Source organism: Streptomyces sp. NPDC008001 (assembly GCF_042958085.1).
Lineage (GTDB): Bacteria > Actinomycetota > Actinomycetes > Streptomycetales > Streptomycetaceae > Streptomyces.
Window position 1 is genome coordinate 497138 of sequence record NZ_JBIBIZ010000003.1, and the last position, 20640, is coordinate 517777.

Below are 20640 nucleotides of genomic sequence, written 5' to 3' on the forward strand. Positions count from 1 at the left end.
TCTCCCCGGCTGCTCCGGTCAGGGCGGGCCCGGACGGTCGTCGATCACGATCACGGCCCGCTGAGGCGTCTCGTCGGCCGCATGCCCGGCAGCTGCGCGCCGGCCATGCCCGTCGCCCGGACCGACCGTGTCCACGACGTCGGTGATGCGCTCGTAGATCTTTCCGGCCAGCGCGCGGTCGCCGGGGTCGGCACGGTGGTCCTGCCGCTCGACGGCGTCCAGGGCGGTGAGGATCGCCATCAGGCTGCGCCCCGACACGGTGATCCGCGTCGCGCCGTCCTTCCCGGCCGTGATCTCGCCGGGAACCCGGAAGTGAGCGTTGCGGGCGGCCTGCTCCACGATGAACGCCCACGTGTCGCGGTGGCACACCAGATCCGCGGCGCTGATTCCGGCGGCCCTCTCCAGCCGCTGCTTCTGCGTGTCCTCATCAGGACCGGGTCCGGCGGCTTCCGGCCGCTCCGCGCCGGGGGAGCGGGCGGGCGCGGACCCCGGCGCCGAGCGGCCGGAAGCCGCACCGGGCTCCGCGACCGTATGCCGGTCCCGGCCCTCGCCTTGGTCCTGGCTCCCGCCCTGGTCCTGGTCCCGCCCCCGCTCCGCCCGGCCGCCCGAATCCTCCTCCTGCACCTCCCCTGCGGCTGCGGTTTCGGCTTCCGCTTCGCCCCGGGCCCGGGCTCCGGCGGCTGACCTCGCCCTCGCCTCCGCCTCCGCCCGCGCCCCCGCCTCGGCGAGGATCCCGGCCGCTTCCCGGCGGGCGGTCTGCAGCTCCTGCCTCAGCGTCTCGGTCTCCCGGCGGTGCTCCGCGACGTCCTTGTGGGCGTCGGTCACCGCGCGCCGCAGCTCGCGCAGTTCCTCGCGCAGCTCAGCGTTCTGGCGGCGAAGTTCCGAAAACCCCTCCCGTAGCGCTTCGGTGGTCTTCTCCTGCAGGCCGGCCACGGCCGCCAGGATCCGCCGCTCCGCCGCCCCGTCGTCCGCCGGTTTCCCCCACCCGAACATGCGTTTTCCCCGTTCCTCCGGCCCGTGCAGTGACCGCGCCCCTTCAAGGATCCCGGCCCTCCGGCGACGCGGAGCCCGGACGGTTCGGGCTGGCCTGTTCCCGCCTCATGGCCGTCCGGATCGGCCCGGTTGCGCCCGGTCCGGCCCCGGGTGAGCCACGTCTCACCCGTGCGCCACCTCTTGTCTATGAAACGAGTTGCATAGAAGGATCCGGGTCATGGCGCTCGAGCACGCGATCCTCGTCTCCCTGCTGGAGAAGCCGGGCTCCGGCTACGAGCTGGCCCGGCGCTTCGAGCGGTCCATCGGCTACTTCTGGACCGCCACCCACCAGCAGATCTACCGCGTCCTCAAGCGCATGGAGGCCGACGGCCGGCTCGACGTCCGTGAGGTGCCGCAGCAGGGCCGCCCGGACAAGAAGGAGTACTCCGTCGCGGCCCCGGGCCGGACCGCCCTCTCCCGGTGGCTCCACGAGCCGATCGAACCGGAGAGCGTCCGGCACGACCTCGCCGTGAAGATCCGCGGCGCGGCCTTCGACGACCCCGCCGCGCTGATCCGCGAAGTCGAGCGGCACCACCGGGCGCACACCGACCGGCTCGCCCACTACCTCGCGGGCGAAGAACGCGACTTCACCGGGCCCGGCGCGCCCGGCCCGCCCGACGCCGGGCAGGAACTGCAGCACGTCGTCCTCCGCGGAGGCATCGCCTACGAGCGGATGACGCTCGCCTGGCTCGACGACGTCCTCGCCACCCTCCACCGCATCAGCTCCGAGCGCCGGTAAGCACCGGCCCCGCGCCCCGCGCCGTCCCGCACCACCCGTCACCTCCCGCCAGCTCCCGTCACTTCTCGTCCCCTCACGTCCCGTCCCGAGCCGGAAAGGCGAACTCCCATGGCCGACCCGCTGCTGTTCAACCCGCGCACGTACGACCCCGCGCACTTCGACCCCGAGACCCGCAGGCTGCTGCGCGCCACCGTCGACTGGTTCGAGGAGCGCGGCAAGCGCAAGCTGATCGAGGACTACCGCTCCCGCGCCTGGCTGGCGGACTTCCTCGCGTTCTCCGCCAAGGAAGGCCTGTTCGCGACCTTCCTCACCCCGGCGGCCGCCGCCGGCGAGCAGCAGGACAAGCGGTGGGACACCGCCCGGATCGCCGCCCTCAACGAGATCTTCGGCTTCTACGGGCTCGACTACTGGTACGCGTGGCAGGTCACCATCCTCGGCCTCGGCCCGGTCTGGCAGAGCGACAACGCCGCCGCCCGCGCCCGTGCGGCGGAACTCCTCTCCGAGGGCGAGGTGTTCGCGTTCGGCCTCTCCGAGAAGTCCCACGGTGCCGACATCTACTCCACCGACATGCTGCTGGAGCCCGACGGCAAGGGCGGTTTCCGCGCCAGCGGCTCCAAGTACTACATCGGCAACGGCAACGCCGCCGGGCTCGTCTCCGTCTTCGGCCGCCGCACCGACGTCGAGGGCCCCGACGGCTACGTCTTCTTCGCCGCCGACAGCCGCCACCCCGCCTACCACCTCGTCAAGAACGTCGTCGACTCGTCCAAGTACGTCAGCGAGTTCCGCCTCGACGGCTACCCGGTCGCCCCCGACGACATCCTGCACACCGGGCGTGCCGCCTTCGACGCCGCCCTCAACACCGTCAACGTGGGCAAGTTCAACCTCTGCACCGCCTCCATCGGCATCTGCGAGCACGCGATGTACGAGGCCGTCACCCACGCGCACAACCGCATCCTCTACGGCCGGCCCGTCACCGCCTTCCCGCACGTGCGCCGCGAGCTGACCGACGCCTACGTCCGGCTCGTCGGCATGAAGCTCTTCAGCGACCGCGCCGTCGACTACTTCCGCTCCGCCGGCCCCGACGACCGCCGCTACCTGCTGTTCAACCCCATGACGAAGATGAAGGTGACCACCGAGGGCGAGAAGGTCATCGACCTGATGTGGGACGTCATCGCCGCCAAGGGGTTCGAGAAGGACACCTACTTCGCCCAGGCCGCCACCGAGATCCGCGGCCTGCCGAAGCTGGAGGGCACGGTCCACGTCAACCTTGCGCTGATCCTCAAGTTCATGGGCAACCACCTGCTGAACCCGGCGGAGTACGCACCCGTCCCGACCCGCCTCGACGCGGCCGACGACGCGTTCCTCTTCCGGCAGGGCCCCGCCCGCGGCCTGGGCTCCATACGCTTCCACGACTGGCGCGCCGCCTACGACGCGTACGCCCACGTGCCCAACGTCGGCCGCTTCCGGGAGCAGGCGGACGCCCTGTGCGCGTTCGTCACCACCGCCGCCCCCGGCGAGGAGCAGAGCCGCGACCTCGACCTCCTCCTCGCCGTCGGGCAGCTGTTCGCGCTCGTCGTCCACGGCCAGCTGATCCTGGAGCAGGCGGGCCTGACGGAGCTCGACGAGGACGTGCTGGACGAGCTGTTCGCCGTCCTCGTACGGGACTTCTCCGCGCACGCCGTCGAGCTGCACGGCAAGGACTCCGCCACCGCGGAACAGCAGAGCTGGGCGCTGGGTGCGGTCCGCCGCCCGGTCGTCGACGACGCCCGCTCGGCGCGGGTGTGGGAGCGCGTCGAGGCGCTGTCCGGGGCGTACGAGATGGCGCCGTAGGAACGGGCCCGGGGCGGGTGCCGGGACCGGTCCCGGCACCCGCCCCGGTCAGAACAGCCCTACCTTCCCGCTTGTTCGCCCGCCCGGAGCCGGTACACCACGTTCCGGCGCAGCGGCCCCTCCGGTACGCCGGGGTCGTCGAAGTCGTCGGCGGGGTTGCGGGTCATGCCGATGCGGCGCATCACGGCCTGCGACCGGAGATTGGTGGCCGTCGTCACGGCGAGGATCTCCGGCAGGCCGAGGGTCTCGAAGCCGAAGGCCACGACCGCCCGGGCGGCCTCGGTGGCGTATCCGTGCCCCCAGGCCGCGCGGGCCAGACGCCATCCGGCCTCCACGCCGGTGAACGGCGTGTCCTCGTCCACCGCATCCAGCCCGGCGAAGCCGATGAACTCGCCCGTAGCCGCGACCTCCAGCGCCCACCATCCCCAGCCCCGCCGGACGAGGTCGTCCTGGAAGCGGGCGGCGGAGGCCGCGCTCCGCTCCGGTGTGAGCACGTCCGGGAAGTACTCGCGGACTTCGGGATCGGCATTCATGGCGGCCCAGGGGCCCAGGTCGGCATCCCGCCATTCGCGGAGCACGAGGCGTTCGGTTCGCAGTTCGGGCATTGCGGCGACCTAATGCGACCGGCCGGAACGGAGCGATCGGACGTCGGCCGGGACGGCGAACGGCCCGCCGTCACCGAAGGCCCGCTCGGCGAAGCGCTCGCCGATGCGGCGGTGACCGGCGGAGTCCGGGTGGAGGCCGTCCGGCATGGGCACCTCGGCGAAGTCCGGTTCGCCGTAGAGCGAGAGACCGTCGAGGTAGTGCAGGTTCGGGTCGTCGGCCGCCCGTTGCGCAACGACGCGGGAGAGCTCCTTCCGGATGACGGTGAGCGTCAGCCGCGTGGGGTCCGACGGGTCGCCGAGGGCCCGGAAGCTCATCTTCCCGCCCTCGAAGTCCGGTGCGAGGGGCCCCGGGGTGTTCTCCTGGACGGGGCAGAGGACGGGGGAGACGACCAGCAGGGGAGCGGTGGGATGGCCCTCGCGGATGGTGTCGAGGAAGCCGTGGACCGCCGGGGCGAAGGCACGCAGGCGCATCAGGTCGGTGTTGACCAGGTTGATGCCGATCTTGACGCTGATCAGGTCGGCGGCGGTGTCGCGCATGGTGCGCGCGGTGAACGGGTCGAGCAGGGCGTTGCCGCCGAAACCCATGTTGACCAGCTCCACGCCGCCGCGGGCGGCGGCCACGGCCGGCCAGATCTCGGTCGGCCGGGCGGCGGCGGAGCCGTGGCTGATGGAACTGCCGTGGTGCAGCCACACCCGGCGGCCGCGCTCCGGTACGGCCTCGACGGGGGCGTCGGTGCGCAGGGCGATCAGCTCGGTGATCTCCGAGTGCGGCAGCCAGATCTCGACGTCCTTCGCGTCCGGGGGCAAGTCCGCGAACCGGGCGGTGCCGGCCGGGCCGGGGCGGGTGTCGGCGGCCTGGGTGACCATGTCGACGGTGACGACGTTGCCGCCGGTCACGCTGGTCCGGCCGGCGGTACGGCCGTCGATGACCAGGTCGTAGACGCCGTCGGGGCGGGCTGGAGCACCCCGGAAGACGGTCTTCGTGGGCAGGACGTCCAGTTCGACGGCGGTGGCCCGGGTGCGGAACACCAGTCGCACACCGGAGGGCTGGGTCTCGACCAGGGCCAGGGACCCGTCGGGGGCCTGTTTCCGGGCCCACGCGGGCAGCCGGTGCGGCAGCACACCGTGGGGGGTGCGCTCCAGGTCGAGGGCGCCGCGCAGGAAGCGCGGCTCGATCGGCGTGGTGATCCAGTCCGTCGGTGCCTCGTTGCGGAGGGCGGAGTCGCCGGAGTGGGCCGGGTCGCCGGGGCGGCCGGGGTGGCCGTTGGGTCCGGGGTGGTCGTTGAACGGGGAATTCATGACCATAGCCTGTCAATCCGGCGCCTGATCCGCACACGCATTTCTTCCGCACCTTTCGCCGCCACGTCCGCAGGACTGCGTAAGTTCGTAAGATAGAAGCGTCAAGGATTCCTCTTGGAGGATGTGATGGGAAGCGGGCCGATCCGGCCGCCCCGCCGTCCCGGCAGCGAGAAGCCGGTGGCAAGGCTCGTCGGGCGGGCACGAAGGGCCCCGGGCTGAAGCCGGCCGGTGCGCACGCGGCGACACCGACCGACGTCGTTCGCCGCGGCGCGCCGCAGGAGCTGCCATGGCAGGGTGCGCGGCGCACGTCGAATCCACTCGGACGGATACCGCTCCGGGCGGCCTCTCACAGCCGTCCGCCGCAAGCGCTCCGCCCGCGCGGGCTCCCACCGCTTTCCTCGCGGAGGACGAGAGCAGGGTGGCGGTCACCGTCTGCTGCGGCGAGGCACCCCCGTACCGGCCGGTCACCACCGGTAGCTTGCTGCCCACCTGCCGTTTCCACGTCCTCGAAGGCCGCCTGCGCACGCTCGAAGGCCGCCCGCGCACGCCGGCCGAAGGGGAAGGCGGCGAGGCTGGTCGCGCCCGGTCCACCGCCCGTACAGCCGCCCGTACAGCCGCTCGGGCCGCGGGCGGGGCCTTGCCGGATGCGATGTCCCCCGCCGTGACAGCCCCGCGCCGTGAAAGCCGTGAAAGACGCACCGCTGCCCGCCGGCACCCGCCGGCACCGCCCTCCGGCACACCCCGTGGAGGCACTCCATGACCTCGTCCCTGCAGCCCGGCTCCCTGAGGGGTCCGTACGTCCGCGGCGACCTGCCCGGCCCCCGCTCGGCCGAACTCCTGGCACGCCAGGAGCAGCGCGAGTCGTCCGCCCGCACCTACCCCCGCCACCTGCCCATCGCGCTGGCCGACGGCGCCGGGAGCTTCGTCCGGGACGTCGACGGGAACGTCTTCATCGACTTCCTCGCCGGAGCAGGTGTGCTCTCCCTGGGATACAGCCACCCCGAGCTCGTCCGCGTCGTGGCCCGGCAACTGGACGTCCTCGCCCACGGCCTCGACTTCCCCACCCCCGCCAAGGACGCCTTCACCGAAGCCCAGCTGTCCATGCTGGCGCCGGACCTGCGGGAGAGGATGAAGGTGCACTTCTGCGGGCCGACCGGGGCCAACGCCGTCGAGGCCGCCGTCAAGCTCTGCAAGATTGCGACCGGCCGCAGCGACGTCGTCTCCTTCCAGGGAGCCTTCCACGGCAGCACGCACGCCGCCATGGCACTCAGCGGCCTCGTCTCCCCCAAGGAGGCGGTACCCAACGGCATGCCCGGAGTGCACTTCTTCCCGTACTCCTACTGCAGCCGGTGCCCCGTCGGCCTCACGCCCGACAGCTGCGCCACGAACTGCGCCACCTACCTGGAACACGCCCTCGGCGACAGCAACGGCGGCATCCCCCTCCCCGCCGCGGTCATCATCGAGCTGGTGCAGGGGGAGGGCGGGACCATCCCCGCCCGCACCGACTTCGTACGGCGCGTGCGGGACCTGACCCGGTCCCTCGGCATCCCCCTGATCGCCGACGAGGTGCAGACGGGCTGCGGCCGCACCGGAACGTGGTTCGCCTTCGAGCAGTACGGCATCGAGCCGGACGTCATCGTGGCGTCCAAGGCGCTGAGCGGCATCGGTCTGCCGGTGGCCCTCATCCTCTACGACGCCGCGCTGGACGTCTGGTCGCCCGGCGCGCACATCGGCACCTTCCGCGGGAACCAGCTGGCCTTCGCCGCCGGAGTGGAGGCGATCCGCATCATGCAGCGCGACGACGTCCTCGGGAACGTCCGGCGGCGGGGCGACCAGATCGCCGACCGGCTCGCGGCGCTGACCACCGACCCGTGGGTCCGCGAGGTGCGGGGCCGCGGCCTGATGTGGGGGATCGAGCTCGCCGACCCCGGCGACGGCCGCCCCGCGACCGAGGTCGCGTCCGCGGTCCAGGCCCGCGCCCTGCGGAACGGCCTCATCGTCGAACGCGGCGGACGCGACGACGCCGTCGTCCGCCTCCTCCCGCCCCTCAACGTCACCCCCGACGTGGTCGACACGGCCTGCTCGATCCTCGTCGACGCCGTCACCGCGTGCAGTCCCCGGTCGTCCGCCGGACCCGCTCACGCCGACCGGGCCGCGGGCGGTCCCCAGTAGCCGGCTCGCCCGCCGTCCCCCGCGGGACGCTCCCCAGAGAGGAGTCACACGATGGCACTCATCGTCCAGAAGTACGGCGGCTCCTCGGTGCGGAGTACCGAGCGGATCAAGCACGTGGCCGAGCGCATCGTGGCGACGCACGAGGCGGGCCACGACGTCGTCGTCGTGGTGTCCGCGATGGGGGACACCACCGATGAGCTGCTGAGACTGGCGCGCGAAGTGACGTCCGCACCGTCCCCCCGCGAACTGGACATGTTGCTGGCGGCCGGCGAGCAGGTATCGAACGCCCTGACCGCGATGGCGGTCCAGGAGCTGGGCGGCCGGGCGTGCTCCTTCTCAGGCCCGCAGGCCGGTGTGATCACCACGGCGAGCCACGGTGAGGCCCGGGTCATCGCCGTCGAGCCGCAGCGCGTCCGGGAGGCCCTCGACCGGGGCGAGGTCGTGCTGGTCGCGGGGTTCCAGGGACTGAGCAGGGAGACCGGGGAGGTCACCACTCTGGGGCGCGGCGGTTCGGACACCACGGCGATCGCCCTGGCGGCGGCGCTCAAGGCCGACCTGTGCGAGATCTGCACGGACGTGGACGGGGTCTACACGGCGGATCCCAAGGTGTTCCCCGGGGCCCGGCTGCTGCGGCACGTGACGTACGAGACCATGCAGGAGATGGCCGTCCACGGCGCCGAGGTGCTGGCGCTGCGCAGCGTGGAGTACGCCCGCAGGTACGGCGTGACCGTCCACGTGCGGTCGTCCTACAACGACCTGCCCGGCACGGTGGTGTCGGACACCGCGCACTCGGCGGAGAGCCTCGTGAGGCCCGCGGGGATCGTGGGTGCCGCTCGCGCACCTGCGGAGACGGCCGTGGCTCCGGCCGCGGGTGGTCCGGGCGGTCAGGGTGGTCCGGGCGGTCAGGGTGGTCCGAGTGGGCCGGGTGGTCCGGGCGGGCCCGGGTCCACGGAAAGGATCTTCCGTGACCTTGCCGGCGCGGGCGAGGGGCGGGCCGATGTCGCCGAGCCGGTGCTGAGCCCGAGCCCGAGCCCGGGCCCGCAGCCCGCCGCACAGTGCGCCTGCTCCGGAGGTTCCTCCGGCGAGGGCAGCGCACAGGGTGGGGAGCGCGCCATGACCGGTTGCGCGGTCGCCGCGCGCGTTGCCGGTCCGCGCAAGGTGACGGGGTGAGGTTCGCGCCGCAGCCGCGGCGCGTTTTTGCGTACTCAAGTGCTCGCACCTGGTGACGGAATGGGCCTTGTCGTGTGAGGCGGCCCATGAGGCCTGGGTCACTTACGAATTCTTTTAGTGATGTGTGCTGCCCGAAATAGGGGGTCCGTTCGGGGTGTTCGCGGGGGTCGATGAAAGGGGGTAGTAGGTCACAGTGCTTGTCAGGGGTTTTGGGCGCCGCTAACAATTACGGGGTCGCTGGGCGCCGTCGACCGAGAAACGGCGCTTCGTTATTGCGCCGATTCAGGGCCAGGCGGCATCCGCGATTGGAAGGTTCAGCTCAGACATGCGCTCCACCGTCTCCGCTTATACCCGTCTGCCCAAGATTCACAAGTTCTCCGTGGCCGGCATTGCCGCGACCGGTGCCGCCGTCGTCGCGGTCGCCGTCGCCCCGCACGCCTTCGCTGCCGATGCTGCCTCCTCGGCGTCGGTGAAGCCGGTGGCGTGGAGTGCTGAGGCGTTCGGTGAGACGCAGCAGGACGCGCTGGACCAGCAGACCACTGCTGCTGTGGCTGCGGCGAAGGCGGATGCCGGTAAGGCGAAGGCGGACAAGGAGCGGGCCGAGAAGCAGGCTGCCAACCGTTCCACCGAGCGCAAGGCCCTTGCGGCCAAGCCCGCCGCCCCGGCGAAGAAGGCTGCTCCGGCGAAGAAGGCCGCCCCGGCCGCTCCCGCTGCCCCGGCTGCTCCGGTGAAGAAGGCCTACGGCAACAACGTGGATGGCTGGATCAGCGAGGCGATGGACATTCTGCGGGCCAAGGGCATCCCGGCCTCCTACGACGGCATCAAGCGCAATGTGATGCGTGAGTCGACCGGTAACCCGCGTGCCATCAACGACTGGGACGTCAACGCCGTCAACGGTGTGCCGTCGAAGGGTCTGCTGCAGATGATCGACCCGACGTTCAAGGCGTACCACGTCGAGGGCACCTCGTGGGACATCTACGACCCGGTCGCCAACATCACCGCCGCCTGTAACTACGCGGCCGACAAGTACGGCTCCATGGACAACGTGAACTCCGCGTACTGATCCACAGCGGCCAGTAGATCAAACACCGCGAGGGCGGTGGCACCCCTGACCAAAGGGGCGCCACCGCCCTTCCGCATTTGCGCGTCGCCCCGGCTACGGGCTCCGCGGGCGGCCACCGGTGCGACGTCGGCGTGCGAAGATCCTTCGGCCGGCTGCACTGATTCCGACCGTGGAGGGTGACCATGTACGCGATATCCCTGGGCGACGACGGCGCGGAACTGCGCCCGCTGGAGCCGTGGCAGGCCGGAGAGTTCCTGGCCCACGTGGAGCGGGGCAGGGAATTCATCGGGCAGTACAACGGGCTGCCCGACCTCATCACGGACCTGGCGTCGAGCCGGGCGTTCCTGCAGACGTACGCGGACAAGCTCGCCGCCGACGCCGGACGGATCTGCGGCATCCGGACGGGCGGCGAGCTGGTCGGCGCGGTCAGCCTCCGCACGATGGACGTCGCGCAGGGCACTGCCGAGGCGGGCTGCTGGCTGGAGCCGTCGGCGGTGGGCAAGGGGCTGGTGACCCGCGCCGTACGGGTGCTCATCGACTGGGCTATCGAGGAGCGGGGGATCCACCGCGTGGAGTGGTGGGTCGTGGCGGAGAACGCGCCCAGCATCGCGGTGGCCCGGCGCCTCGGCATGAGGAAGGACGGCGTGCTGCGGGAAAGCTACCTGTACCGGGGGAAGCGGTACGACGAGGAGATCTGGTCGGTGCTCGCCCCGGAGTGGCGAGCGGCGAGCCGCGGGGTGTGACGCGCCCGCCCGTGCACGGCGAGGCCACCGAGCCCTTCCCGGGCAGCCTGTAGCGAACCGGCTGACCCGGGAGTGTCAGTGGGCCCTGGTTCCATGGAGGTTGCGCAGGAAGCGCACGGAGCCGGAGGGGGATCCACACGTGCAATGGGTCAATCCGTACGAGCGGGCGGACGGCACACCCGTCAGGGGGTATTGGCGATCGGCGCCCGGGGCGCGGCGGGGCACGACGCTGGTGGCGATAGCGGCCGTGCTGGTCGTCGGCTGGGCGCTGGGGCGCTCGGCGGACGGCACGGCTCGGGGACCTGCGGAGGGCGGCGGCACTTCCGTGCCCAAGCCCGTTCCGTCGGCGGTGTATCCGGTCAAGTGGCCTGACCAGCAAGAGAAGAGCAAGGAGAAGCCTCGGTCGCGGCAGGGCGTGACGTACCCGATCCCGTGGGCCACGGGGACGGCGTGGTGAGCCGTCGCCGGCCCGTGCGCCGGGGCCGGCCTGCGGGCCGTGGCCGCCCTGCTCGCCCGCGTCCGCCCGCTCGCCGTCGGCGCTCAGTGAGGCAGCGGCAGTCGGACACGCGGGTGCTCGCGTTCGCGGTGGCAGCGATTGTTGCGGTGGGGGCGGTCCTCACGCTGGTGCGGTGGCTCGCCGCGCACTGGTGGGTCGCACTGCTGCTCACGGTCGTGGCCGCCGTGGCGGGCGGAGCCTGGTTCCACCTGCGGCAGGAGCGTCGTCGGTGGGAGCGTCTCCGTGCCCGGGAGCTGCGGTACGCGATGTCGCACCTGGACTCCCTGAACCCCACGCAATTCGAGCACGCAATACGGGACTTGATGGACCGGGACGGCTGCAGGGAGGCACGACAGGTCGGCGGGAGGGGCGACAACGGGGCCGACGTGAAGGCCACGGATCCGTTCGGGCGCCGATGGGTGATCCAGTGCAAGCACCGCCGGGACGGTGACCGGGGTTCGGCGGTCGGCACCCCGGACCTGCACGTCGTCGCCGGAACCGCGCGCCAGTTGCACGGTGCGGACGTCGCGGTCATGGTGACCAACGGCCGCTTCTCCTCGCAGTGCCCGCCGCTGGCCAGGACCCAGCGAATACACCTGGTCGACCGTCGCCTGCTGGGGGAGTGGGCGGCCGGTGGCCGGCCGCTGTGGGAGCTGCTGCGGGCGCTCCCACCGCCCCGCCGCGCCTCGCCGCTGTCCTGACCGGCGGCGGGGGCGAGGGCGGGTCCGGGGCTCCGGCGGGGCCCCGGCCGGCCGGAAGGATCAGCCTCCGGCCGGTCGGCTCTGCTCCGTGACAACGACGCCTACTTGTCGGCGGTCAGCTTTCCCGCCACGCCCCAGCTGTCGGCCGGCACCTCGTGGATCCACACCTGCACGGCCTCGGCCGGGATCTGCAGGGCGTCCACGAAGGCGTCGGTGACGCGGGCGACCAGGTCACGCTTGAGCTCGATGTCACGGGGACCCTGCTGGATGGTGACGATGGGCATGATGCGCTCCTTCACGGTGAGGCCTGCACCGGCGGTTCCGGTGCGTTCTTGCTGCCGGGAACAGTTCACCGCGCAGGGCCCCTCGCCACCCAGACCCGAACGGCTATCGCAGCGATCACGATTGCTGATCGTCCCTGCTCAGGTGAGGGAGGGAGAAGGGGAGGCAAGGGGTACGTCCGCCGCGCACGCGCCCTCCAGCAGGCCGAGCAGCGGGGAGGGCGCGCCGCACCGGGTCACCAGCTCGACGGGCAGCCGCAGGCCGGGCGCGGCGAAGGGGACGAAGGCGACCCTCGGCAGCCGCATCCGGCGGGCGTTGCCGGCGTACACCACCGTCCACATCGGCGTGCCCGATCCGATCGCCGCGAGCGTGTCCTGGAGGGTGCTGTACGCCGGTCCGGGAGTGGGCTCGAAGCCCGCCTGCCGGCAGCCGTCCAGGACGAGGTCGACCAGCGACGGGTGATGGCGGCGTTCCGTCAGGCGCAGCGGCAGCCCCGCGAGGTCGGCGAGATGCACGGCCGCCCGCCCCGCGAGCGGGTGCCGGGACGGCACCGCGGCCAGCAGCTCGTCCTCCCAGAGCGGGCGGCGGCGCAGCTCGTCGCTGTCCGGGGCCGCCGCCCCGCCGGGCGCCGGGGCGGCGCCCCGGACGAAGGCGGCGTCCAGCCTGCCGTCGGAGAGCCGGGCGAGCCGCTCCCGGACGGGCAGCGCGACCAGCTCCACCCGTACGCCCGGCGCATGCTCCTCGAAGGCATCCAGGATCCGGTCGAGCCTCTCGCCGAGCCCGGTGACCGTCCCGAGCCGGAAGACGCCGCTTCCGCCGCCGGCCAGCTCCGCGGCCACCGCCCGGGCGGCGTCCTCCGCCGCCAGCACGGCACGGGCCGCGGGGAGGAATGCCTGTCCGGCGGCCGTCAGCTGGACCAGCCGGGGCGTCCGGTCGAACAGCTCGATCTTCAGCTCGCGTTCGAGCCGCCGGATCTGCTGGCTGACGGCCGGCTGGCCGATCACCAGCCGCTCGGCCGCCCGCCCGAAGTGCAGTTCCTCCGCGACCGTCACGAAGTAGCGCAGCTGACGCAGTTCCACCGTTCCCCTCCCCGTTCCACTGCCGCTGATCTTGCCTCATCGACGATGAAACGGGGCGGGGCAGGACCGGGGCGGGGACGCCGGCGCGGCTCGGTCAGGCGAGGGCGACCAGCTCCCGGTAGTCCTCGCTCCACAGGTCCTCGTCCGCGTCCGGCAGCAGCAGGACGCGGTCGGGGCGCAGGGCGTCGATGGCGCCCTCGTCGTGGGTGACCATCACGATCGCGCCCGGGTACGAACCGACGGCCGCGAGGACCTCGCCGCGGGAGGCGGGGTCGAGGTTGTTGGTCGGCTCGTCCAGCAGCAGCACGTTCGCTCCGGAGTGCACGAGCCCTGCCAGCGCCAGCCGGGTCTTCTCGCCGCCCGACAGGACGCCCGCCGGCTTGTCGGCGTCGGCCCCGGAGAACAGGAACGCGCCCAGCACGTGCCTCGCCTCCCCGTCCGTGAGGTGCGGGGCGGCGGCCGCGAGGTTCTCCCGCACCGTACGGGAGCCGTCGAGCGTGTCGTGCTCCTGGGCGAAGTAGCCCAGCCGCAGACCGTGCCCGTGCACCACGCGCCCGGCGTCGGGGCGCTCCTCACCGGCGAGGACGCGCAGCAAGGTGGTCTTGCCGGCGCCGTTCAGACCGAGGACCACGAGGCGGCTGCCCCGGTCCACGGCCAGGTCCACGCCGTCCAGGACCCGGCGGCCGCCGTAGGACTTGGCCAGGGAGACGGCGCCGAGCGGCATCCGCCCGCACGGGGCGGGCTCGGGCAGCCGGATCCTGGCGGCCTTCTCGGTCCGGCGGGCCGGTTCGAGCGCGGCGAGCATGCGGTCGGCGCGGCGGGCCATGCTCTTGGCCATGGCGGCGGTGGCCGACCGGGCCTTCATCTTGTCCGCCTGGGCGTGCAGGGAGGCTGCCTTGCGTTCGGCGCCGGCGCGTTCGCGGGCGCGGCGCCGTTCGTCCGTCTCCCGCTGGGCCAGGTACGCGGCCCACCCGGTGTTGTGGATGTCGATCGTCGCGCGGCCCGCGTCGAGGTGGAAGACCCGGTTGACGACGTCGGCGAGCAGGCCGGCGTCGTGGCTGATCACGACCAGTCCGCCGGTGTGCGCCCGGAGGAAGGTGCGCAGCCAGGCGAGGGAATCGGCGTCGAGGTGGTTGGTCGGCTCGTCGAGCAGCAGCGTGCCGCCCTGCCCCGCGAACAGGATGCGGGCCAGTTCGACGCGGCGTCGCTGCCCGCCGGACAGCGCGCCCACGGGCTCGTGCAGCACCCGGCCCGGCAGCCCGAGCCCGGCCGCCACCCGGGCGGCCTCGGCCTCGGCCGCGTACCCGCCGCCCGCCTGGAACGCGGCCTCCGCACGGGCGTAGGCGTCCATCGCGCGCTCCAGCGCGCCGGGCCGCCCGCCGGCTCCGGCCGTGGCGGCGGCTTCGGCCATGGCGGATTCGGCGCCGCGCAGCCGGCGGAGCGCCCGGTCCAGGCCGCGGGCGGAGAGGATGCGGTCGGTGACGGTCACGGCCGGGTCGGCGGCGCGGGAGTCCTGGGCGAGGAAGCCGACGGGGCCCGTACGGACGATGTCACCGGCCGCCGGCTTGGACCGGCCCGCAAGGGCGGTCAGGAGGGTGGTCTTGCCCGCGCCGTTGCGGCCGACGAGGCCGATCCGGTCGCCGGGGGAGACGGTGAAGGACACGCCGGACAGCAGCAGGCGCGCGCCGGCGCGCAGCTCGGCGTCGCGAACGGTAATCATGAAATAACGCTCCGGAAAAGCAAAAGGACACACTTCTGGCGTGGAAGCGGGTCCTCAGCTAAGAAATCCGGGGCGTAGACATGCCGTCACGGTAACCGCCACCCCGCGCCCGGCGCACCTGCTTTTCTCGCCCCCAAGCGCCCGGCACTCCCGGGAAAGTGCTCAGCTTTCCCCGGGCCGGGACCACACGGCGGGTCCGCCGCCGCGCCAGTCGATCAGGTGCGGGTCCTCGAGCTGCATGTCCTCCGACGTGACTCCGGCCCGCCGCAGGAACTCGATCACGTCGACGACGCCGTAGGCCACGCCCAGGTTCTCCGCACCGGCGGTCACCCGCCGGCCGCCCGACGACGACGGCGGGTGTACGACGATGTGCACACGGGACATACCTCCAGCCTGCGCCGGGAGCAGGACGGACGCATCCGGAGCAGGACGGACGCATCCGGAGCGGGACGGACGCGTCCGGAGCAGCTCGGCGGGGGCCCGTGGCTGTGGGCCGTCGGTGGTAAATGAGCCGTCGTTCCTCCGCGCCTCCCGCAGGACCACCCGCCCCGCCGTGAACAATCTTTCTCGCCGTGGTGACCGGGAAGCAGGTGCCGTCCGTGCGCGGACGTGCCGCCGTGTGAGCGTGCGTCAGCGACGCCGCCGAGGGGAAACGACCGATGGACTCAGCAGGACACCCGCATCGCCGGGCGATGCTCACCGGAGGTCTCGCGGCCGCCGCCGCGGCCGTGCTCTCCGGATGCGCGCGGGACACCGGGAGGAGGAGCACCTCGGGGAAGGCCGTGCCCGCGGACCTGAAGGCGACGCCCGCGTCACCGTCACCGCCCGCCCGCCCGGCCACGGCCAAGGAGGCGCTCGCGAGGCTGCTGGAGGGCAACAAGCGCTGGGTGAGCGGGAACCTCCAGCACCCCGACCGCGACCCCGACCGGCGCCAGTTCGTGGCCCAGACGCAGGAACCGTACGGGGTGGTCCTGTCCTGCATCGACTCCCGCGTGCCGCCCGAGCTCCTCTTCGACACCGGCCTCGGCGACCTCTTCGTGCTGCGCACCGCCGCGCAGGCGGCCGGCCCGGTGGTCACCGGCTCCGTCGAGTTCGGGCCGCTGACGACCGGCACCCCGCTGATCGTCGTCCTCGGGCACCAGCGCTGCAGCGCCGTGAAGGCGTCGTACGAGGCGCTGCGCGACGGCGCGACACTGCCGGGCAACCTGCAGGCCGTCGTCGAGGCCCTCCGGCCCGCGTACGAGAAGACCGTCAGGCGGCACGGGCCGGACGCGGTCGACACCATGATCCGCAACCAGGCCGACCTGACCGCGGCCGCCCTGCGCTCCAACAAGGACCTCTCGCCGCTGGTGAAGAAGGGCTCGCTCGCTGTCGTCAGCGCCTACTACTCGCTCGACACGGGCCGGGTGGACGTCCTCACGGGTGCCCCTGCCTGAGCCGCCCGCCCGCGCGCCGGCGCCCGCCCACGCGCCAGGGCGCCCGGCACGTCAGGGCGTCCGCGGGAGCGGTGCGTCCGCCGCGAGGGCCGCCGGCTGCCACTCGGGCGCGAGGATCCGGCGCACGGCGTCGTTCACGTAAGCGATCTGCGGGCCGGTGAGGTAGTCACGGAATCCGCCGATGACACCGCGCCGCGTCTTGTACGACTCCGGGTCCCCGGGCACGGCGGGCCGGAGCCGGTCCGTGCGCAGCGCGTCGGAGAGCTCCATGGCGCGCATGGACTCGAAGCCGGCGAAGTCCACCGCGGCCTTGAGCACCTCTTCGCCGTACGGGGGCAGGCCGCAGAAGGCGAGCACGCGGGCGAGCTCGCCGGCGGTGTCGGCGGCGAGCCGCTCGTAGGAGGTGAGGAGGAACGAGGCGGGCACGTCCTGCCTGGCGTGCCAGATGTTCCAGAAGGCCAGGCAGGTCCTGACGCTGCCCTGCTCCTCGCTCAGGAAGGCTCCGATCCCGGCGTCGTAGGGATGCCCCTGCTGGTGGGCCCGCTGGAAGTAGCGGGAGACGGCGGTGTCCCGGATGTCGCGGAGGATGAGCACCACCTTGCGGTCGCGGTAGAAGCCCTTGTCCCGGGACAGCTCGGCGGGGGTGCGCCACGCGACGCGGTCGTCGTGCCAGAAGACGATGCGCGGAATCGCCGGTTCTGCCTCGCTGAACCGGGTCAGGTCCAGGTTCCGGCACACCTCCAGGGGAATGCGGTGCCCCGCGGAGAGGGCCTTGGCCATCAGGACCCGCAGCCAGGTCCGGCCGCATTTCGGGAACGAGATGACGTAGACGTCGCCGTCCGCGTCGACGGTGCGCGCGGCGTGGTCCGGGGGCGGAGTCAGGGGCATGGGATTCCCTTCCGGCTCTGCAACGGTGCGCGGCCGGGGACGCGTCCGGCGCCGGCCGCGGTGCGGCGGCGCCATTGTGCCGCAGCGGTGCCTTTGGTCCAATTGCCGTGACGGCGCTGCCCGTCAGGCCGTGCCGGGAGGCGCGATGTCCACGGATGTACGCACCACCCTGCGACGCTGGCAGCCGCAGGTGTTCACGCCGTTCGCAAGGAGCCCGGACGACAAGAACCCGGACGACAAGAACCCGGACGGGAAGAGCCGCGAGGGGAAGAGTCCGGACCCGGAAAGCCCGGTTGTCGTCTTCGCCCGGACCGCCGCCCGCTCGGCGGAGTTCGCCCCCGCGGCGGCCCCGGACGGCGCCAAGGCCGTGATCGTCGGCAGCGCCGCCGGGGACGACCCCGCGGACGTGGCCGCTCGTGCCCGCGGCGAACTGCTGGAGCGCATGGGCAACATCCTGGCGGGCCGGCAAGCCGAGCGGGCCCGGCACCGGATCGGCACCCACGACGACTGGCGGCGGCGGGGCGTGCCCGCCCTCGACCCGGCCGCGCTCTCCGGCGACCCGGCCGCGCGCACGCTCCGGGGGCTGTGGGTCACGGCCCGGTCCCTCCGCACGGGTGAGGAACTGCTGGTCCCGGCGGGGGCCGCCTACCTCCGGCACAGGCCCCCCGCCGGCTGCGCCCCCCTGGCGCGAGCAGGCTCGACGGGTCTGGGAGCCCACCCCGACCCGCGGCAGGCCGCCGGCCACGCCGCCCGCGAGATCCTCGAACGCGACCTCATCAGACGCAGCTGGTACGGACCGGACGCCCCCCGGCCGGTCCTCATCCCGGCGGACTCGGACCTGCTGCCCGTTGCCGTACGTAAGGTGCTGGAGGCCCGCGGCGAGCGCGCGACCGTCCTGTCGCTGGCGTCGCCCGCGGGACCGGTGTGCACCGTCGTGTGCGTACACCGTCGTGACGACGGCTCGGCGCAGAGCTTCGGGGCCCGCTGCACCCCCGCGCGCCTGCAGGCCTCGGCGGTGGCGGGCGCCGCCTACGAGGCGCTGATGGTGCGGTGGAGCATGACCGGCCCGGAGGCCGTCCGCACCTGGGCCGGCCGGAAAGGAAGGACCCCGCCCCGCACGGCACTGGAACACGCACTGTGGACGTTCCACCGCCAGGACAGCCTGGCCCACTGGCTGAACCGCCCGCACGACCGCCCGCCCGGCACCGGACTGCCCCCGCCCGCAGACCCGGAGGACGGAGTCGCCGCGCTCGCCGCCCACACCGGTGAGGACGTCCTCCTCGTGGAGACCGACGCCCCGCAGCTCGCCGAGGAGCACGTGTCCGTGGTCCGGCTGATCGCCCCGGGGGCCGCGGCGCTGCCCACCGGCGACGGCGGGATCCCGGGCGCCCTGCCGCACCCCTTCGGCTGACAGTGCAGGCCCGCCCGCCCGTACGCCCCGCCCGCACCCGTCACGCCCCCGCCCGCAACCGTGAGGAGAGGCCGCCATGACCGGAGCCGACGCGCCGGACTACACCGCCTTCGCCGCGCACTACGACGAATGGTTCGGACCCGCAGCCACCACCGACGACACCGTGGAGGCCCTGGCCGGCCTGCTGAAGACGGCAGGGCCCGGCCCCGCTCTGGAGCTCGGGATAGGCACCGGCCGGATCGCCCTGCCCCTGGCCGCGCGCGGCGTGGAGATCCACGGCATCGACGCCTCACCGGCCATGGTCGGGCAACTGCGGGCCAAACCCGGCGGGCAGGACATCCCCGTGACGCTCGGGAACTTCAGCACCGCCGGCCCGGACGCCCCAGACGGCACGGACACCCACTACGCGCTCGTCTACGTCGTCAACGGCACCTTCGCCGAACTGCCCACGCAGGAAGCGCAAGTGGACTGCTTCGCCAACGCCGCGCGGCGTCTCCGCGCAGGCGGCCTGTTCGTCCTCGACGCCCACCTCCCCGAAGCCCTCACGTCCAGCGCGTCGTCCGGAGGCCGGGTCGTCCCCGCCGAAGGCGGCCAGCTCGTCCTGCGCTACCGGGAGACCGACCGGGCGGCGCAGCACTACCGCTCCCACTACGTCGTCTTCGCGAACCGCAGCACGGGCGGCGTGGACATGCACCGCACGACCGTTTCGTTCCGCTACGCCGCGCCCGGCGAGCTGGACCTGATGGCGCGGATGGCGGGGCTGCGGCTGCGCGAGCGGTGGGGGAACTGGAAAGGCGCCCCGTTCACCTCGTCGAGTACGGGCCACATTTCCGTGTACGAGCGCCCGGCGCGTGAAGGAAACGCGGATGAATGAAAGTTTCGCGGCGGGCAGGGCCGAGGACCCCGGGACCTACATGGCGGAGAACCTGCGGCAATGGGAGACGTGGACGCCCCTGAAGGCAGCCTCCGCCCATTACGCCCTCGACGGCTTCCGGCGCGGCGGCGTACGCCTCCGGCAGCTGGAGATCGACGAGGTCGGGGACGTGGCGGGCCGTTCCCTGCTGCACCTGCAGAGCCACGTGGGCGTGCACACGCTCTCCTGGGCCCGCCTCGGCGCCCGCGTGACCGGCGCGGACTTCTCCGCGGAAGGCACCGCGACGGCACGCTCCCTCGCCCGGGACGTCGCCCCGGACGCCCGCTTCGTCTGCGCGAACGTCTACGACCTCCCCGACCGCCTGGACGAGACCTTCGACCTCGTCTACACCTCCCACGGCGTCCTGGGCTGGCTGCCCGACCTGGAGAAGTGGGCGCAGGTCGTCGCCCGCTTCACCGCGCCGGGCGGGCGGTTCTACCTCTTCGAGGCACACCCCACCGCCTGGCTCTTCGACCAGCGCACGGACTCCCGCGAACTGCGCGTCCGCTACGGATACTTCAGCTCCGGCGAACCTCTGCGCTGGCGCTACCGCAGCCCCCTCTCGGTGCCCGGGACCGAGACGGACGGCTGGGAGTTCAGCTGGGGGCACGGCATGGGCACCCTCGTCAACGCCCTGCTCGGCGCCGGGCTGACCATCGAGTTCCTGCACGAGTGGCCCTTCGTGGGCTGGCCCATGTTCCCCTTCCTGGAAGAACGGGAGGACGGCTGGTGGCACCTGCCGGACGGCGTCCCGTCCGTTCCGCTGTCCCTCTCCCTCATGGCGAGAAAGCCGCTCCCTCCTGGCGCGCAAGCCGCGGTGAACGGCGGGCCGTTGACTCAATCATGATTCCCCGCCCCGGCTGTGGGCGGGCTCACCATGGCGATCACCGCTTTCCCGGCGCACGATGAGAGCCGGGAGCGCGGTCCTCAGGTGCCGCGCCCCTGCACTGTCTTCCGGTAGCGAAGGAGTGAACATGCCCCGTGACGTCGTAGAGGTCGAGGAAGTACCGGCCGAGGAACTCCCCGAACTCGCGTTGATGATCGACATCCCCTGCGAGGAC

Annotated in this window: 19 protein-coding genes; 11 read left to right on the forward strand and 8 right to left on the reverse strand. The window is 72.9% G+C overall.

Annotation, left to right across the window (positions count from 1 at the left end; genetic code table 11):
* Positions 1-18: 18 nt before the first annotated feature.
* On the reverse strand, positions 19-993 hold the full coding sequence (locus ACFZCD_RS10605; protein ID WP_391829429.1) for a hypothetical protein: 975 nt from the start codon (positions 991-993) through the stop codon (positions 19-21).
* A 217-nt stretch (positions 994-1210) separates the two neighbouring features.
* On the opposite strand from ACFZCD_RS10605, the gene ACFZCD_RS10610 reads away from it, so the two are divergent.
* Complete coding sequence (locus ACFZCD_RS10610; protein WP_391829430.1) at positions 1211-1771, forward strand: PadR family transcriptional regulator; 561 nt, start codon at positions 1211-1213, stop codon at positions 1769-1771.
* A gap of 108 nt (positions 1772-1879) precedes the next feature.
* A complete protein-coding gene (locus tag ACFZCD_RS10615; RefSeq protein ID WP_391829431.1) occupies positions 1880-3601 on the forward strand; it encodes an acyl-CoA dehydrogenase family protein in 1722 nt (573 codons plus the stop codon).
* A gap of 59 nt (positions 3602-3660) precedes the next feature.
* Here ACFZCD_RS10615 and ACFZCD_RS10620 read toward each other — a convergent pair whose 3' ends face one another.
* Positions 3661-4206, reverse strand: a complete 546-nt coding sequence (locus ACFZCD_RS10620; protein WP_391829432.1) for a GNAT family N-acetyltransferase — start codon at positions 4204-4206, stop codon at positions 3661-3663.
* Between the two features lie 9 nt (positions 4207-4215).
* Positions 4216-5505: a GDSL-type esterase/lipase family protein gene (locus ACFZCD_RS10625; protein ID WP_391829433.1), complete on the reverse strand. Its 1290-nt coding sequence runs from the start codon at positions 5503-5505 to the stop codon at positions 4216-4218.
* A 756-nt stretch (positions 5506-6261) separates the two neighbouring features.
* Between ACFZCD_RS10625 and ACFZCD_RS10630 the strand changes: the two genes are divergently transcribed.
* The 5 genes from ACFZCD_RS10630 to ACFZCD_RS10650 all read left to right on the forward strand — a co-directional run bounded on the left by ACFZCD_RS10630 (position 6262) and on the right by ACFZCD_RS10650 (position 11850).
* Positions 6262-7677 carry an aspartate aminotransferase family protein gene (locus ACFZCD_RS10630; protein ID WP_391829434.1) on the forward strand — a complete coding sequence of 472 codons (1416 nt, stop codon included), beginning with the start codon at positions 6262-6264 and terminating at the stop codon, positions 7675-7677.
* 51 nt (positions 7678-7728) lie between these two features.
* Positions 7729-8847, forward strand: coding sequence for an aspartate kinase (locus ACFZCD_RS10635; protein WP_391829435.1), 1119 nt, complete (start codon positions 7729-7731; stop codon positions 8845-8847).
* 325 nt (positions 8848-9172) lie between these two features.
* Positions 9173-9910, forward strand: coding sequence for a transglycosylase SLT domain-containing protein (locus tag ACFZCD_RS10640; RefSeq protein ID WP_391829436.1), 738 nt, complete (start codon positions 9173-9175; stop codon positions 9908-9910).
* 182 nt (positions 9911-10092) lie between these two features.
* Positions 10093-10653: a GNAT family N-acetyltransferase gene (locus ACFZCD_RS10645; protein ID WP_391829437.1), complete on the forward strand. Its 561-nt coding sequence runs from the start codon at positions 10093-10095 to the stop codon at positions 10651-10653.
* Positions 10654-11238: 585 nt separating this feature from the next.
* Positions 11239-11850, forward strand: a complete 612-nt coding sequence (locus tag ACFZCD_RS10650; RefSeq protein WP_391829438.1) for a restriction endonuclease — start codon at positions 11239-11241, stop codon at positions 11848-11850.
* Positions 11851-11951: 101 nt separating this feature from the next.
* Here ACFZCD_RS10650 and dmpI read toward each other — a convergent pair whose 3' ends face one another.
* From dmpI to ACFZCD_RS10670, 4 genes are all read right to left on the reverse strand, one after another.
* Entirely contained in the window at positions 11952-12134 is a 183-nt protein-coding gene (gene dmpI, locus ACFZCD_RS10655) for a 4-oxalocrotonate tautomerase DmpI (RefSeq protein ID WP_190021457.1), read from the reverse strand.
* A gap of 138 nt (positions 12135-12272) precedes the next feature.
* The gene (locus ACFZCD_RS10660; RefSeq protein ID WP_391829439.1) at positions 12273-13211 is read right to left on the reverse strand and encodes a LysR substrate-binding domain-containing protein; all 939 of its coding nucleotides are present in this window, start codon (positions 13209-13211) and stop codon (positions 12273-12275) included.
* A 94-nt stretch (positions 13212-13305) separates the two neighbouring features.
* Positions 13306-14931, reverse strand: coding sequence for an ABC-F family ATP-binding cassette domain-containing protein (locus tag ACFZCD_RS10665; protein ID WP_391829440.1), 1626 nt, complete (start codon positions 14929-14931; stop codon positions 13306-13308).
* A 162-nt stretch (positions 14932-15093) separates the two neighbouring features.
* Positions 15094-15315, reverse strand: coding sequence for a hypothetical protein (locus ACFZCD_RS10670; RefSeq protein WP_391829441.1), 222 nt, complete (start codon positions 15313-15315; stop codon positions 15094-15096).
* Positions 15316-15590: 275 nt separating this feature from the next.
* On the opposite strand from ACFZCD_RS10670, the gene ACFZCD_RS10675 reads away from it, so the two are divergent.
* A complete protein-coding gene (locus ACFZCD_RS10675; RefSeq protein ID WP_391829442.1) occupies positions 15591-16367 on the forward strand; it encodes a carbonic anhydrase in 777 nt (258 codons plus the stop codon).
* A 51-nt stretch (positions 16368-16418) separates the two neighbouring features.
* Here ACFZCD_RS10675 and ACFZCD_RS10680 read toward each other — a convergent pair whose 3' ends face one another.
* Positions 16419-17255 carry a sulfotransferase domain-containing protein gene (locus ACFZCD_RS10680; RefSeq protein ID WP_391829443.1) on the reverse strand — a complete coding sequence of 279 codons (837 nt, stop codon included), beginning with the start codon at positions 17253-17255 and terminating at the stop codon, positions 16419-16421.
* Between the two features lie 145 nt (positions 17256-17400).
* On the opposite strand from ACFZCD_RS10680, the gene ACFZCD_RS10685 reads away from it, so the two are divergent.
* The 3 genes from ACFZCD_RS10685 to ACFZCD_RS10695 all read left to right on the forward strand — a co-directional run bounded on the left by ACFZCD_RS10685 (position 17401) and on the right by ACFZCD_RS10695 (position 20426).
* A complete protein-coding gene (locus ACFZCD_RS10685; RefSeq protein ID WP_391829444.1) occupies positions 17401-18666 on the forward strand; it encodes a YcaO-like family protein in 1266 nt (421 codons plus the stop codon).
* A gap of 76 nt (positions 18667-18742) precedes the next feature.
* A complete protein-coding gene (locus tag ACFZCD_RS10690) occupies positions 18743-19540 on the forward strand; it encodes a class I SAM-dependent DNA methyltransferase (protein ID WP_391829445.1) in 798 nt (265 codons plus the stop codon).
* Positions 19533-20426 carry a class I SAM-dependent methyltransferase gene (locus ACFZCD_RS10695; RefSeq protein ID WP_391829446.1) on the forward strand — a complete coding sequence of 298 codons (894 nt, stop codon included), beginning with the start codon at positions 19533-19535 and terminating at the stop codon, positions 20424-20426. The genes ACFZCD_RS10690 and ACFZCD_RS10695 overlap by 8 nt, the downstream gene beginning before the upstream one ends.
* Positions 20427-20640 lie beyond the last annotated feature (214 nt).